Origin of the sequence: Mesorhizobium sp. INR15 (assembly GCF_015500075.1) — a bacterium.
GTDB lineage: Bacteria > Pseudomonadota > Alphaproteobacteria > Rhizobiales > Rhizobiaceae > Mesorhizobium.
Genome location: NZ_CP045499.1, coordinates 292,337 through 306,364 on the forward strand (window position 1 = coordinate 292,337; position 14,028 = coordinate 306,364).

Consider the following 14,028-nt stretch of genomic DNA (forward strand, 5'->3'; position numbering starts at 1 on the left):
CCGGCGCGGGCGGTCTGTAGCCCCGCGATGAGCAGTCATTGCGCAAGGCGGTCGGGGTCCACTTTCAGCGTAACCACCAAGCCGACTTTCGCCCAATCATATGCAATCTTGCCGCGCAGATGCCCCGTTACGCTGCGCTCTACAAGCTTACTGCCATAGCCGCGAACAGCCGTCGGCTCCGTGACATGCGGCCCTCCACTTTCCGTCCATACAATGGTGACGGCTTCGTCTTGGGCCGAGCATGACACATCCAGCGTGCCAGTTTCGACTGAAAGGGCGCCGTATTTTAGAGAGTTGGTCGCAAGTTCGTGGATGATCAGCGCGAGGATGGTCGTCGAGGATTTACCGACGCTCATTCTTGGGACCGACACCCGGATCCTCCCGCTAAAGGCTCCCAGATCGTCATAGGGTGCGAGCAAAACCGTAAGCAGGTCGCCGAGTAGCGCCGATGGGGCCTCGGTCTGGCCGGGAACCGGCCGCACCAGGTCATGCGCGCGTCCCAAGGCTGTTAGACGTTGTGTCAGTTCGCGGGCCATATCATTAGTCGTGGACGTCGAGCGCGAGGTGATGGCGGTAAGACCCGAGGCTATGCTCAGCAGGTTCTTGACGCGGTGGCTCATCTCCCCCGCGAGCAATTCCCGGCCCTCTTCCGCCTGCTTTCTGCCGGTTACGTCAATAAAGATGCCGAACATTATCCGCTGGACCATGCCCGCGTCATCGCCTTGACCGCGCGCGGAAATCCATTTGAGTTCGTCCCCGATCATGATGCGGAAGTCGATCTCGTATGGGCCGACAATCGCGCGGGTGGCATTGAAGGCGGCTCGCACGCGGTCGCGGTCGGCAGGATGGATGGGCCGACAGGTCTTCAAACTTGACGTCTGTACCGCGCGGTATGCCCCACAAATCATAGGCGCCATCATCCATGGCGAGCGCATCCGTATCCACATTCCAAGACCACAGGGTGACCCCCGCGGCTTCAATTGCACGGACGAGGTTCTTCGGTTCCCAAAGTAGGGGCTTTAGTTGTTCTGCTGTAGTGGGCATGGAATCCTCAAGGGCGCTACGCGGCGAGGTACGGAAGAACTTATGTTTTTGGCAGGAGTGCGACGGGTCTTTGCAATCTAGCCGCTGTGGACGGATTTGAGCAAGATGAAGCCCGCGACGAGAGCGATGATTGAGGCGAAGTTCCCGCTTCGCCTTCTCGCAGCGCAGGGTGACGCGCTTGAAGCGCGTAGGCCCGCAGATAGACCTCCTCGTATATTGTTTGGATTGCACAATTCAGGGCTCTTCCTTCAGCCAGCCGGATAGCTTCTCGGCGAAGGGGTCAAGCTTGCTCGAACGATCGGGTGTCGCGAATCTTGGCTCGATGGTGTCTGCCGCCAGATGCTTGGTCACGGTATTCCGCGACACTCCCGTGCTTCCTCGACAACCTCGATGCAGAACGCCGTGTCCATGGTGATCGAGAGCCGCCAGGCCAACACCTTGCGGCTGAACCAGTCGACCACGGCCGCGAGATAGACGAAGCCGCGCACCATCGGGACATATGTGATGTCGATCGCCCAGACGTGGTTGGGGCGCGTGATCGGCAGTTTGCGCAGCAGATACGGGTAGATCTTGTGGCCCGTAGCCGGCTTCGAGGTGTTCGGTCGCCGATAAATAGCAGCGATCCTCATGCGCTTCATCAGCGTCGCGACGTGTAGTCGGCCGACATCGAAGCCCTCGCGAACGAGGAAGTCGCGCATCATCCGGCTGCCCGCGAACGGATAATCCAGATGAAATTTGTCGATCCGGAGCATCAACGCCAGATCGGCGGTGGGAACCGGTCGCGGCAGATAATAGACGCTCCCCCGGCTGATACCGAGGGCCGCCGCCTGCTTCCTGACCGGTAGAGGATGCTGACGGTCGATCATCGTTTTGCGCTCAGCAATCCCGCCTTGGTGAGCGCGCCGGCTAAAAAATCGTTCGTAAGCGTCAACTCGCCGATCTTCGCGTGGAATTCCTTCACATCGATCGGTGGCGGCGCTCCGACTTTGCTTTCACCGCCGAAGATCTCGGCAGCCCCTTCCAGAAGCTGTGTGCGCCAGGACGTGATCTGATTGGCGTGAACATCAAACTGCTCGGCCAATTCGCCCAGCGTCTTCTCGCCCCTGATCGCGGCAAGCGCCACTTTCGCCTCGAAGGCAGGGCTGTGGTTCCGGCGCGGTCGTCTGCTCTCTCCTGTTCACGGCATCATGCCGATCTCAGGCAGAAATTCCACTTATCCCGACTGTGCAGATTCGCCGAGCCAGCTCTATGCTTCGGAATTTGGTATAGTGTCCATAACGTGCACTCCGTAAAACCGAGGGAATAGACTGCCTCACTCTGGCTGAGCATCGGCCGTTTTGCATCCCCATGGGATCTGGAGCGAGGTCTTCGCAGTTCTGGGTGGTGAGCGCACGAAGCTGCAGATGGCGCATATCAAGCTGTCGCACAGCCGGGCCTATCTTCTGCGCGCCTATCCATTGCAGACCCACGAGATGCTGTTCGATGCGCATTGGCAGGGGTTCCGGGTCTTTGGCGGCGTGCCCGGGCGCGGGATTTACGACAACATGAAGACGGCGGTGGACCGTGTCGGGCGGGGCAAGGAGCGGCAGATCAACATGCGCTTCCTCGCCATGACAAACCACCATGTCTACGAGCCCGAGTTCTGCAATCCGGCGGCAGGGTGGGAGAAAGGGCAGGTCGAGAAGAACGTTCGGGATTCCCGCCACCAGCTGCTGCAAGGGATGCCGGACTTCCCCGACCTGGCCGCACTGAATGCCTGGCTGGAACAGCGTTGCCTGGAGCTGTGGCGCGAGACGGCCCATGGCACGCTGGCTGGCACGATTGACGATGTCTGGGCCGAAGAGCGGGCCGCGCTGATGCCTTTGCCCGTCGCCTTTGACGGCTTCATCGAGTTGAGCAAGCGCGTGTCGCCCACCTGCCTGATCAGCTTCGAACGCAATCGCTACAGTGTTCCGGCGTCGTTCGCCAACCGGCCTGTCAGCCTGCGGATCTATCCGGACCGGCTGGTCGTGGCGGCCGAGGGCAATATCCTGTGTGAGCATGCCCGGATCATTGAACGTAGCCACCACCTGCCGCCGAAGACGATCTACGACTGGCGGCACTATCTGGCGGTCGTTCAACGCAAGCCCGGCGCCCTTCGGAATGGCGCACCCTTCGTGGAATTACCACCTGCCTTCAGACAGTTGCAGGATCACATGCTGCGCAAACCCGGCGGCGATCGGGAGATGGTTGATATCCTCGCCCTCGTGCTGCAGCACGATGAACAGGCCGTGCTCACCGCCGTGGAGCTGGCGCTGACCGAGGGCGTGCCGACCAAGACCCATGTCCTGAACCTGTTGCACCGCCTGATCGACGGCAAGGTGATCGGCGGGCCGCTACTTGATACCCCGCAGGCCCTGGCCCTGCACCGCGAACCCAAGGCGAACGTAGAACGCTATGACGGCCTTCGTGCCCAGATCGCTGGAGGCCGCCATGCGTCATGATCCCGCCAGCGGCGCCATCGTCATCATGCTGCGCAGCCTGAAGATGTATGGCATGGCGCAAGCCGTCACCGATCTGATCGAGCAAGGCGCGCCAGCCTTTGAAGCTGCTATCCCGATCCTGTCGCAACTGCTGAAGGCAGAGTTGGCGGAACGCGAAGTGCGCTCCATCGCCTATCACATGAAGGCCGCGCGCTTCCCGGCCTACAAGGACCTCTCGGGCTTCGACTTCGCCGCCAGCGAGATCAACGAGGCCACCGTTCGGACGCTGCATCGCTGCGAGTTCATGGACGGGGCGCAGAATGTCGTGCTGATCGGCGGACCGGGAACCGGAAAGACCCATGTCGCGACCTCCCTTGGCGTTCAGGCCATCGAACATCATCGCCGGAAGGTCCGCTTCTTCTCCACCATCGAGTTGGTCAACGCCCTCGAACAGGAAAAGGTCAAAGGCAAGGCCGGACAGATTGCCGAGGCCATGGCCAAGCTCGACCTCGTGATCCTGGACGAGTTGGGCTACCTGCCGTTCAGCGCCTCGGGCGGGGCTCTCCTCTTCCATCTGCTGAGCAAGCTCTACGAGCGCACCAGCGTCGTCATCACCACGAACCTCGGCTTTAGCGAATGGGCCACGGTCTTCGGCGACGCCAAAATGACCACCGCCTTGCTCGACCGCCTGACCCACCGATGCCACATCTTGGAAACGGGAAACGACAGCTTCCGGTTCAAGGCAAGTTCAGCCGCCGCTGCCAAGAAAAAGGAGACAAACCATGCATTGACCCCAGCGTGACCCGAAATCCATAATCAGAGGTGGCTCACTTCTCGATGGAAAACCCGGCTCAGTTCTGAGTGGAAATCAACAGTCTGCCGCTGCCACTTGATGCCCCTGCCATTCGCATGTTCCGGATGGACGTAGCCGAAGCTCGAAGCCTAATCCGACAGCGCAACGAGATCGAGGAACAGGCCGACGAGTTGCTGCGACACAGCGAGGATTACCAGCTCCTGCGACAGATCCCCGGCATATGCCGAACAGGCCAACCGCAAAGGCAGCAGCGATGGACGAAGGCGGCGGGAACGATGCTCCTGAGATCAATGAGATCGAAACGTTCACGACACCAGCGCCCAGGCCCTTGAGCATTGCGATGGCGACCGGGTCACTCGCCGAAATCTTACGCGTGAAATTGTTGTCCAAGCCCCAGGCAAGGCAAACGCCCGCAATAAACAGTGCACCAGGTCCAGGGACACGCCCTACCCGGGCCACGACAGCACCACGGCGCCGGCGAGGATCGCGAATGCTCCCAGCAGCAGGCGTCGATCGACATTCTCTTTCTAAACCAGCCAGGCAATGGCCATTGTGGCGAGGCCTTCGAGATTAAGCAGGAGGGCACTGCTCGAGGCTGTGTTGAGTGTTAGGCCGTACATCAGCAGCACCGGTGCCAAGACCCCGCCCATGCCGATTGCCGGCGCCAGCCAGAGAAGGTCGTTCCGGCCGAGCGGCGCTTCACTGCCTTCGTCGCGTTGCCTTGCCAGCGCAACAGGTGATAGAGGCCAAGCCGCGCCAGCATAAACGGGTCGGTGTTATTGAGCAGCAGCTTCGACAGAGGTGGCGTTGCACCGAACAGCGCGGCAGAAGCCAGCGCCAGCGGAATACCAGGATAGAGATGGCTTTGCGTCGGCGTTGTCGACATTGTTTGCCGCTGGATTGCGGATGCCCTCAAGGCGATGCCCACTCTATCACGATCCATGTCAAGCGCGGGCAGGTGAAAGCGCCGAGACGACAAAGCTTTTTGACCAGCTATCGCGGATAAGCCCGGAATTCGATGCGATGCGGCGCGACAATCAGTTTGCCAAGCACGGCGAGGGCCCGAGCGAAAACAACTCGCAGCCTTGGGCCGCCTCCGGAACGATGCCGAAAGCTTATTCGAAGGAAGTGCTCGCGGCCACCAGACGCAGCCCATCGAGCCGGAGCATTGGCAATGCTGCAATCATCAGTTTTGTCAGGCTGAGAGCCGCGTCTTCGTAATTGGTTGGTGGCTGGGCCGCCATTGCTGACCGTTAAACATAAACGGGCCCGCGTCGGGAAAGACAAGAAACGGAGGATTGTTCAGCTACTCGTGGCCGACTGAAGGCGACGCAAACAAGCAACCCAACGACGCTATTCGGAGACGCCCACTGCCGTTTTTACAACCGCCTGTCGCGTCAAGATATATAATGTATTTGGTGAAGCCGCTCCTCGCCGCCCAAGTGGTGAGCGGCGAGGCTTGTCATCGGCTCAAACGAAGTGTCACGCCTTTAGAAACGGCTTGGCGGCCGCGAGTACGTCTTCCTTGGTTTTTGGCTCGTCAAATGCGCCGTCCCAAGCCTTCTTGCCGCCGATGCGACGGACCTGTGCTGCATGGCGCGCCTCAACAGAATGGATTTGCAATGCAGCGGTCAGAATGTCGTCATTTTCCATGAGGTTGCCCGCTTGGCCCTTGTAGGCCGCCACGCCGAGGTCCTCGAATGTCTGCGACAACGTCAAGAACGTTTCGAAGTTCGAGAATACGTCGGCGTATTTACCACCGGCTGTGAAGTCTGCCTCCGGCCGCTTCACGGCGGCCGCACCCAATGCGCCGGTCAGAAACTTGACGTGCTCGGCTTCGTGCAGACCGATCTGCTCGAAGGTCTTTTCGTGCTCCTTGGGGATGAACTTCTTCTCCAGGGCGGAGCGATAGAACGCGTCTTCGATGTGTTCGAGCGTCAGGGCGAAGTTGAGCGTGTCGACGATCTGCTGCGGCAGCCCGGCCGCAAAGACTTCCTTTGAGGCAGCCGCAAGGATTAGCGGCGCAGACGCAAGCGCACCAAGCGACAATGCCGTCTTGGTGAACAGCCCCCGGCGGTTGGTGACCAGACGAGCGGCCAGGTCAGGATCGAGTGAGCCCAGGATGGTTGTCGTGTTCATGTTCATTGTCATTTCTCCTAGAGGCTCTTTGCCGTAACTTCTGTCTTGATGAACGGGCCAGCGGCCGCGAGCACCTTTGCGGGTGCAAGTGCGCCGTCGAGACCGTTCTTGTCGACGACATCCGGTCCGGCGAAGGCCACACTGTCGGGCTGCAGAAGATCGCGGATCGTAGCGGCATGACGGGCCTCGACCGAGACGATGCTACCGGCGGTGACCAGATAATCCGCCTTCTCGATCAGTTTGCCGGCGCCGTTATAGGCGGCGACGCCAAGGTCTTCGAAGGTCTTGGCTGTCGTCAACACGCTTTCGCGGCTGGTGAAGTCGACCTTGGAAAAATCGACTTCGAGGTCGGGGATGGCCTTGTCGGCGAGTGCATTCTTCAGGAAATCGCGGTGCGCGACCTCATGGTCGCGGATTTCGGTCAGGATCGTCTTTTCGTCGTCCTTGATGCCGCTGTAAGGGCTTTCGATGACCTTGGTGTAGAACGCGGCTTCAAGCTGCTCCAGCGCATAGGCGTAGTTCAGGATGCCGACGTCGCCTTCACCGAGATCGGCGGCCAGAGCCTCGGACATGCCGAAGTTCGGAAGGTTGCCGCCGAAGACGGCAAGCGCGGCAACGGTTCCACCTGTCCATTGCAGAACGTGCCGCCGATTGACTAGTCTAGAGTTTAGCATATCTGGTCTCCTGTGAATTGATGTGGGTGTTGCCTCATCATCAGCAACGAGATGAAGTTGCAGTAGTTTCAGAGATAAGCTATTAAAGTGAGACTTTTTCACAAAATTCTGCATATCCCGCCGTCGCCAACCAGGCAGAAGTGAACACTTTGTTTGGAATGACTATAAGGAAGAGATTGAAGCCGCATTGGTTCCGGAGACTTTTGGGAAAGTGTGGCGTGTCAGCCTTCTCGCGCCGATTAGGTCGAAAACGATCGCGGTCGATGCATGCGGTTCTACCATCGTTCTCGCCCACGTCTCGGCGGCTCTCGGCGAGTTCACGACGAAAATCCATGCCAATCCGAACATCTGGATCAAATGCGCTGACGTGCTCATTGAAGCCAACATGTTGAAGAACGCCTCGAACACGCCCGCCTTGCTCAGTCGGTCGAAGCGTTTCCATACAGAGTTCCAATGGCCGAACCGCTCTGGCAATTCGCGCCAGCGAACGTTCTGCACCGTGAAGAAGTGCATTGCTTCCAGGAACAGCTGGTCGTCCGCAGCCTCGCGTCCGCGCCGCGGCCGACAGGCCCGGAACACCTCCAACGTGTTTGCCCAATTCGCTTGCGTTCATCCGCGTCGACATGATCTCCGGCTCCGACTCAGTCGGAAACCCATGAATCAGAATCGATTTTTTGGCGGAATCTGGAGGCTTCTGTGAGGTCCGGAGGCACAAGAGGTCCATGCGGGCTCTGCTCGGACCTCATTGCAAGCCGGATTGAGCGAAGCCGCGGGGCGGTCTGGCGCTTTGGGGATTGTAGTCGGGACGGCCGATCGGGGTCGTCACGGACGAGTTCTCGAAGGTCACCCCGGATGGGATGGTGGCGGGCCACAACCGTATAGGCAAGGACGTTTTGGCGTTGGTTGGGCTCAGCGTCATGGCAACGCTGGCCGTCATCGGGCCGGCAGTGTTCATCTGCATGAGGCGTGTCAAAAACCCGCATGCCGGCACGCATTGCGGCCGATGCTGAACATAGTGACCTTGACGCGTTGGGTGCGATCATGACGTGTCGTTCCAGAAGGGGCGAGGAGGCGCTTGTCCATATCGCCAGATGCCCAGTGTGACCATCTGGCCACCGCAACAGAGGCAGCGGTGAGTTGTCGAGAAGGCGCTGGCGGCGGCGCCTTCGTTTCCAGGTGCAGCATCGTTCTGCAACGGAGCGTCCAGCAGCCTGCGACACAATTCGAGCTTGGCGGCACGATGGCCATTGGCGAGGAAGCCGTAATGGCGGATGCGATGAAAGCCGTCCGGCAGGGTGTGCAGCAGAAAGCGTCGGATGAACTCGTGGGCGTCAAGCGCCATGACCTTCGACTTGCCGCGTTGGCGATAATCCCTCCAGCGGAATGCGGCCTTGCCGTCGGCCATGCTGATCAGGCGAGAGTTGGCGATGGCGACGCGGTGGGTATAGCGGCCGAGATAGGCCAGCACCTGCTTTGGTCCGCCGAATGGCGGCTTGGCGTAGACGACCCTTGCGACAGGCTAAGCCCTGGAAAGGAGAATGGAATGTAGATCCTGAAACCTTTCGAAGCGATCCAGAGGGTTCGACCCCCTCCCGGCAAAGGCGCAGCCCGCCAGCCGGAAGCGAGTCTTGCATGGGCGACGGCAACGTCGCTCGTGAAGCGTAGACAGCGGATGCTGAAGCCATGTGTCAGCCTCGAGATTATGTGCATGCGGAGGCCTTCGGCGTGGGTAGCCTGGGGGCAGTATCGTCGGAACCGCCAGGGCGAGGTTCGGGCGGCTCGGCCGGGGTCTTGGAGCAGGGCAAAGGCATGGGATAGATCGCCAGGGAACCTGTGAGATCCCGCTTACGTCCACAAGCGAAGTACGCCGGAGCAGGGACCGCCGGCTGACCATGGGTCCAGTGCGCGGCGACAAACAAGGTGAGACTCAGCGTCAATCAGGATGAGACTCGGCGGCGGGTGGTGTGACGAAGGGAGGGCGTAGCCCGACCGGAGTTACACCCCCGCCGCCGCGCAATTTTCAGCGCCTCATGATCGCGGTCGGCCCGGTAGCTTGGTGGTTTTCTGGAATGGAGAACCATCTTTGTGCCGGGTCGCCATGTAACCGATCATCAGACGAGGCTTTTTATGAAGTACCGACAAAACAATACCATCGAAGTCGCCGCCGCCAAGGCGTCGATCAGCAGGGCGACGGCCTACCGCGTCAAGAAGGACGCGAACCTGCCATCGCAAAAGCAAAAGGCTCGCGGCCGGCGGAGGCCTGACCCTCTCGAGCACATCTTCGATGCCGAGATCGTTCCCCTTTTGAAGGCGGCGCCAGGCATCCGTGTCGTCGCCATCTATGAGGAGATGCTGCGGCGGCACCCGGAACTGAGCGCGGGCATTCGCCGGACGTTGGAGCGGCGCATCCGGTCATGGCGCGCCATACACGGCGAAGAGCAGGAGGTTATCTTCCGACAGCTTCACGAACCCGGCCGGCTCGGGCTGTCGGATTTTACCGACATGGGCAGCCTTGGCGTGTCGATCGCCGGCCAGTCTCTTGATCATCTGCTTTACCACTTCCGGCTCGCTTGGTCCGGCTTTGAACACACCCATGTCATTCTCGGCGGCGAGAGCTTCGTGGCCCTGGCCGAAGGACTGCAGAACGCGCTGTGGTCGCTTGGGGGAGCGCCGCTCTATCATCGCAGCGACAGCCTCTCGGCGGCTTTCCGCAACCTCAGCGCCGATGCGAAGGAGGATCTCACGCATCGCTACGAAGAGCTTTGTGCGCACTACCGCATGACGCCGACCCGCAACAACAAGGGCATCGCACACGAGAACGTTTCGATCGAAAGCAGCCATGGCCATCTCAAGGATGCCATCCGTGACGCCCTTCTGATGCGCGGCAGCAGAGACTTCGACGATCTCGGCGCGTATCGCGCCTTCATCGACGAGATCGTCAGCCGGCACAACGCCAATCATGGCAAGCGCATCGATGCCGAACGCCCTCATCTGCAGGAACTCCCAGACCAGCGGACCAGCGACTTCGAAGAGGTGGTCGTCACCGTGTCGCGGACCGGCGGCTTCACCTTGCGCAAGGTCTTCTACACCGTTCCCTCCCGCCTGATCGGACATCGACTTCGCATCCGTCTGTTCGATGATCGCCTTGAGGTCTTTGTGGGAGGAACAAAGCTGATGACGCTGCCCAGGGGTCGAGGCCATGCCGACGGAAGGCACGATCAGGTCGTCAACTATCGGCACGTCATCCATTCCCTGCGCAAAAAGCCGATGGCGCTTCTTAATCTCATCTATCGTGACAAGCTCTTCCCGCGGCAGGAATACCGCAGGGCCTTCGACGAGCTCATCGAGCGGCTGCCGGACAGGCAGGCGTGCAAGATCATGGTCGATCTGCTGGCGCTGGCCCATGATCGAGGCTGCGAGCGTGAGCTTGCCGAGCAACTCGCCGAGACCCTCGACGCCGGCGACCTGCCCGATATTGCCGTCTTGCGAACCCTCTTCGGCCCGGACCCCGCACGGCTGCCGACCGTGTCGGTGCAACTCGCTTCCCTTAACGGCTATGAAGCCCTGATCGGGGCAATCCATGTGGGAGACGTCGCATGAGCAACGCCCACACCATCGACGAAGCCCGCCTCGGCATCATGCTCAACGAACTCCGGCTGCCGACGATCAAGACGCTCTGGCCGCAATTTGCCGAGCAGGCCGATAGAGAAGGGTGGCCCGCCGCCCGGTTCCTCTCGGCCATCGCCGAGCATGAACTGGCCGAGCGCGCGCATCGCAGGATCGAACGGCATCTGGCCGAAGCGCATCTGCCGCCCGGAAAGACGCTCGACAGCTTCGCCTTCGACGCCGTACCCATGGTCTCCAAGGCTCAGGTCATGGCCATGACCGCCGGCGACAGCTGGCTCGCCAAGGGCGCCAATATCCTGTTGTTCGGCCCACCCGGCGGCGGGAAGAGCCATCTCGCGGCAGCGATCGGGCTTGCCCTCATTGAGAACGGCTGGCGCGTGCAGTTCGCACGAACCACCGATCTCGTGCAGAAGCTCCAGATCGCGCGGCGGGAGTTGCAGCTCGAATCCGCTATCGCCAAGCTCGACAAGTTCGATCTGCTCATCCTCGACGATCTGGCCTACGTCACCAAGGACCAGGCCGAAACAAGCGTGCTCTTCGAACTCATCTGCGCAAGGTATGAGCGGCGCTCCATCATGATCACCGCCAATCAGCCCTTCGGAGAATGGAACAGAATCTTTCCAGACCCCGCCATGACCCTCGCCGCGGTGGACCGACTTGTTCACCACGCAACGATCTTCGAGATGAACGTCGAAAGCTACCGGCGCAGATCCGCCATGGAAGCCAAACGCCAGCGCGGCAGGCCCGCCTCTTACGCGACAATCAAGAACACACACGACTTGTCGCGGAGCGGCAATCAGAGATCGATGAAGGCCTTGCCAGCGACAATCAGCATGATAATTTGCCCGTGACCGCGACCTGAGAATCTCATCCAGATCGCCGCTCACGTCTCATCCTGATCGTCGCGCTATAGTCCAGGCTCGATGAGCGTCCTCCACGCTCATCGGGAGCGCCTCGGCGATCACGAACATGGGAGGCGCATGTGGGGCCTGTGACCGAAACTATAAGGGAGCAGGTATGCGTGAGCGGGAAGTCGTAGCGCCTTCATAGTAGCGGTGAAGACGGGGAACTGGGCTCACCGGGACCCGACGGAGCGAAGGGAGGCGTCATGTGTAGAGAACCGTTGACCTGAAACATGGGAGGGGGCTCTGAACCCCACAAACCTGTCTACGAACCGACAACGGATAGCCGAACTGGCGAGGACGAAACGGGGTGTGGCGCTGTGCTCGCTCCACCATGTCATCGATCTGGACTGGATGAAGGAGGCCTACCGGCTGACCCGCAAGGATGGTGCCCCTGGCATCGACGGCGTCACGGCGGCGGACTATGAGGTGAACCTGGAGACCAGACTTCTGGATCTCCTGGAGCGCATCAAGTCCGGCCGATATCGTGCACCGCCGGTCCGGCGGGCCTACATACCCAAGGCGGATGGGTCGCAAAGGATGCTCGGCATTCCGACCTTCGAGGACAAGGTGGCGCAACGCGCCATTACGATGGTGCTGGAGACCGTCTATGAGCAGGATTTCTACCCCTGCTCATATGGGTTCCGACCGGGCCGCTCGGCCCATCAGGCGCTCCGCAACATGCAGAACGTGCTGTGGGTAAAGCGGCTCTATTGGGTGATCGATCTCGACATACAGAAGTACTTCGACTCGATCCCGCACTCTCACCTCCGGGCGTTCCTCGACCAGCGAGTCACGGACGGCGTCATCCGACGGATGATCGATAAATGGCTGAACGCAGGAGCCGTCGAAGACGGTCTTCTGCGCCGAACGGCCGAAGGATCCCCGCAAGGAGGCGTGGTCTCGCCCTGCCTCTCGAATATCTTCCTGCACCACGTGCTGGACGAATGGTTCGAGACCGAGGTGCGGCCGCGGCTCCGTGGTGGCTGTACCATTGCCCGCTACGCTGACGATGCGCTCATGGCCTTCGACAACATCGTCGACGCCCAGCGTGTCCTGGCAGTGCTGGACAAACGTCTTGGACGGTTCGGGCTTACGCTCCACCCCGACAAGACGCGTCTCGTCGACTTTCGCCCGCGAAGGACGGAGAGCACACGGCATCCGGAGACGGATGGCACCAACTTCGACTTTCTCGGCCTGACCCACGTGTGGGGACGGTCGCGCAGGGGCAAGGACATGGTGATGCAAGTCACGGCCAAGGGCCGTTTTGCTCGTGCGCTGGCTGCGGTAAGTGACTGGTGCCGGAAACACCGGAACTGGTCGATCCGCGATCAGCACCGCCACCTCTCGTCCATGATGCGGGGCCACTTCGCTTATTATGGCGTCGGGGGAAATGCTCGGCGATTGCGATGGTTCGCCCACCAGGTCGTGAGGATATGGCAGAAATGGCTATCTCGGCGAGATCGTCAAAGCGCGTTCCGATGGACTCGCCTTAACGAAATCCTGAAACGCCATCCCCTGCCGCCAGCCAGGATTCTTCATTCGTTTGCCACCGTGAGCGAAACTCTACCATGAGGAACCGGATGCGGGAAAACTGCACGTCCGGGTCTGTGAGGGGTGGGGCAGTAACGTCCCCACCTACTCGGCATTCGAGACGACGAACCTCAGCGAGCTTGCGGTTGAACGCAGCCGGCGCCGCCAGATAGGCGAGATCACCGACAAAGCTCAACTTGCCAGTGCCAAAGGCCGCCCGCAATTCTTCCAGAAAGAGTCGGCGAAACAGGCGCGACAGAACGCGCACTGGCAACAAGAACCCTGGCCGGCAGGCGACCCAACGCTTTCCATCAAGGGAGATGCCACCGCCCGGTACTATGCAATGGATGTGAGGATGATAGTGCAGGCTCTGGCCCCAGCTGTGCAACACCGCGATGTGCCCGATCTCGGCGCCGAGATATTTGGGATCGGCGGCGATTGTGCGCAGCGTCTCGGCCGCGGTCTTGAACAGGATGGCGTAGAGCGCTGCCTTGTTCTGGAAGGCGATCGCCGCGACCTGCGCCGGCAGCGTAAACACGACGTGGAAGTAGGCAGCCGGCAGAAGCTCGTTCTGTCGCGCGGCAAGCCATTCGCGACAGGCCTGTCCTTGGCACTTCGGGCAATGCCGGTTGCGGCAGGAGTTGTAGGCGATGCTGATCGCCCCGCAGGATCAGCATCCCTGGATATGGCCACCGAGTTCGGCCGTCCGGCAAAGCTCGATCGCGCTTATCGTGCGGCGTTCGACGCGCCCGAGATGGCCGTCATGGGCCTGCCGATACGCCTCTGCGTGGCGGCGAAAGATATCCGCCACCTCCAATCTCGCCGACATGGCG

General features: G+C 60.7%; 8 protein-coding genes and 7 pseudogenes. 6 read left to right on the plus strand and 9 right to left on the minus strand.

All coding sequences use genetic code 11. The features are described 5' to 3' along the window. Window positions 1–35: 35 nt before the first annotated feature. The 3 genes and pseudogenes from GA829_RS35685 to GA829_RS35690 all read right to left on the minus strand — a co-directional run. A pseudogene (locus tag GA829_RS35685) lies at window positions 36–1,044 on the minus strand (sensor histidine kinase). A 234-nt stretch (window positions 1,045–1,278) separates the two neighbouring features. Further along, window positions 1,279–1,410 (minus strand): hypothetical protein, encoded by a 132-nt coding sequence (locus GA829_RS37160; protein ID WP_258052472.1) that lies wholly within the window; start codon window positions 1,408–1,410, stop codon window positions 1,279–1,281. Then, a pseudogene (locus GA829_RS35690) lies at window positions 1,395–2,167 on the minus strand (IS3 family transposase); the annotation flags it as partial. The pseudogene GA829_RS35690 and the gene GA829_RS37160, both read right to left, overlap by 16 nt. A gap of 232 nt (window positions 2,168–2,399) precedes the next feature. Between GA829_RS35690 and istA (GA829_RS35695) the strand changes: the two are divergent. The 3 genes and pseudogenes from istA (GA829_RS35695) to GA829_RS37165 form a co-directional block, all read left to right on the plus strand. After that, a pseudogene (gene istA / locus GA829_RS35695) lies at window positions 2,400–3,527 on the plus strand (IS21 family transposase); the annotation flags it as partial. Continuing rightward, window positions 3,517–4,308 carry an IS21-like element helper ATPase IstB gene (gene istB / locus GA829_RS35700; RefSeq protein ID WP_195180426.1) on the plus strand — a complete coding sequence of 264 codons (792 nt, stop codon included), beginning with the start codon at window positions 3,517–3,519 and terminating at the stop codon, window positions 4,306–4,308. The pseudogene istA (GA829_RS35695) and the gene istB (GA829_RS35700), both read left to right, overlap by 11 nt. 74 nt (window positions 4,309–4,382) lie before the next feature. After that, window positions 4,383–4,541: pseudogene (locus GA829_RS37165) on the plus strand (IS110 family transposase); the annotation flags it as partial. A 398-nt stretch (window positions 4,542–4,939) separates the two neighbouring features. On the opposite strand, the gene GA829_RS37740 reads toward GA829_RS37165, so the two are convergent. The 5 genes and pseudogenes from GA829_RS37740 to GA829_RS35725 all read right to left on the minus strand — a co-directional run. Further along, window positions 4,940–5,206: a hypothetical protein gene (locus GA829_RS37740; protein ID WP_374940454.1), complete on the minus strand. Its 267-nt coding sequence runs from the start codon at window positions 5,204–5,206 to the stop codon at window positions 4,940–4,942. Between the two features lie 596 nt (window positions 5,207–5,802). Further along, complete coding sequence (locus GA829_RS35710) at window positions 5,803–6,465, minus strand: ferritin-like domain-containing protein (RefSeq protein WP_195180427.1); 663 nt, start codon at window positions 6,463–6,465, stop codon at window positions 5,803–5,805. An 11-nt stretch (window positions 6,466–6,476) separates the two neighbouring features. Next, window positions 6,477–7,133 carry a ferritin-like domain-containing protein gene (locus tag GA829_RS35715; RefSeq protein WP_195180428.1) on the minus strand — a complete coding sequence of 219 codons (657 nt, stop codon included), beginning with the start codon at window positions 7,131–7,133 and terminating at the stop codon, window positions 6,477–6,479. Window positions 7,134–7,295: 162 nt separating this feature from the next. Then, window positions 7,296–7,730 (minus strand): annotated as a pseudogene (locus tag GA829_RS35720) (transposase); the annotation flags it as partial. A gap of 442 nt (window positions 7,731–8,172) precedes the next feature. After that, window positions 8,173–8,640, minus strand: a pseudogene (locus GA829_RS35725) (IS91 family transposase); the annotation flags it as partial. A gap of 578 nt (window positions 8,641–9,218) precedes the next feature. Here GA829_RS35725 and istA (GA829_RS35730) point away from each other — a divergent pair. From istA (GA829_RS35730) to ltrA, 3 genes are all read left to right on the plus strand, one after another. After that, entirely contained in the window at window positions 9,219–10,733 is a 1,515-nt protein-coding gene (gene istA, locus GA829_RS35730) for an IS21 family transposase (protein ID WP_195180430.1), read from the plus strand. After that, window positions 10,730–11,611, plus strand: a complete 882-nt coding sequence (gene istB, locus GA829_RS35735) for an IS21-like element helper ATPase IstB (protein WP_195180431.1) — start codon at window positions 10,730–10,732, stop codon at window positions 11,609–11,611. The genes istA (GA829_RS35730) and istB (GA829_RS35735) overlap by 4 nt, the downstream gene beginning before the upstream one ends. A 363-nt stretch (window positions 11,612–11,974) precedes the next feature. Further along, window positions 11,975–13,237 carry a group II intron reverse transcriptase/maturase gene (gene ltrA, locus GA829_RS35740; protein WP_195180432.1) on the plus strand — a complete coding sequence of 421 codons (1,263 nt, stop codon included), beginning with the start codon at window positions 11,975–11,977 and terminating at the stop codon, window positions 13,235–13,237. Between the two features lie 73 nt (window positions 13,238–13,310). Here the strand turns inward: ltrA and GA829_RS35745 are convergent. Continuing rightward, a pseudogene (locus GA829_RS35745) lies at window positions 13,311–14,024 on the minus strand (IS91 family transposase); the annotation flags it as partial. Window positions 14,025–14,028: the final 4 nt, after the last annotated feature.

What these genes read in the sequence shown, in the direction of transcription:
- istB (WP_195180426.1), top strand. Translation starts at nt 3,517, where the DNA reads ATGCGTCATGATCCCGCCAGCGGCGCCATCGTCATCATGCTGCGCAGC.
- GA829_RS37740 (WP_374940454.1), bottom strand. Translation starts at nt 5,206, where the DNA reads ATGTCGACAACGCCGACGCAAAGCCATCTCTATCCTGGTATTCCGCTG.
- GA829_RS35710 (WP_195180427.1), bottom strand. Translation starts at nt 6,465, where the DNA reads ATGAACATGAACACGACAACCATCCTGGGCTCACTCGATCCTGACCTG.
- GA829_RS35715 (WP_195180428.1), bottom strand. Translation starts at nt 7,133, where the DNA reads ATGCTAAACTCTAGACTAGTCAATCGGCGGCACGTTCTGCAATGGACA.
- istB (WP_195180431.1), top strand. Translation starts at nt 10,730, where the DNA reads ATGAGCAACGCCCACACCATCGACGAAGCCCGCCTCGGCATCATGCTC.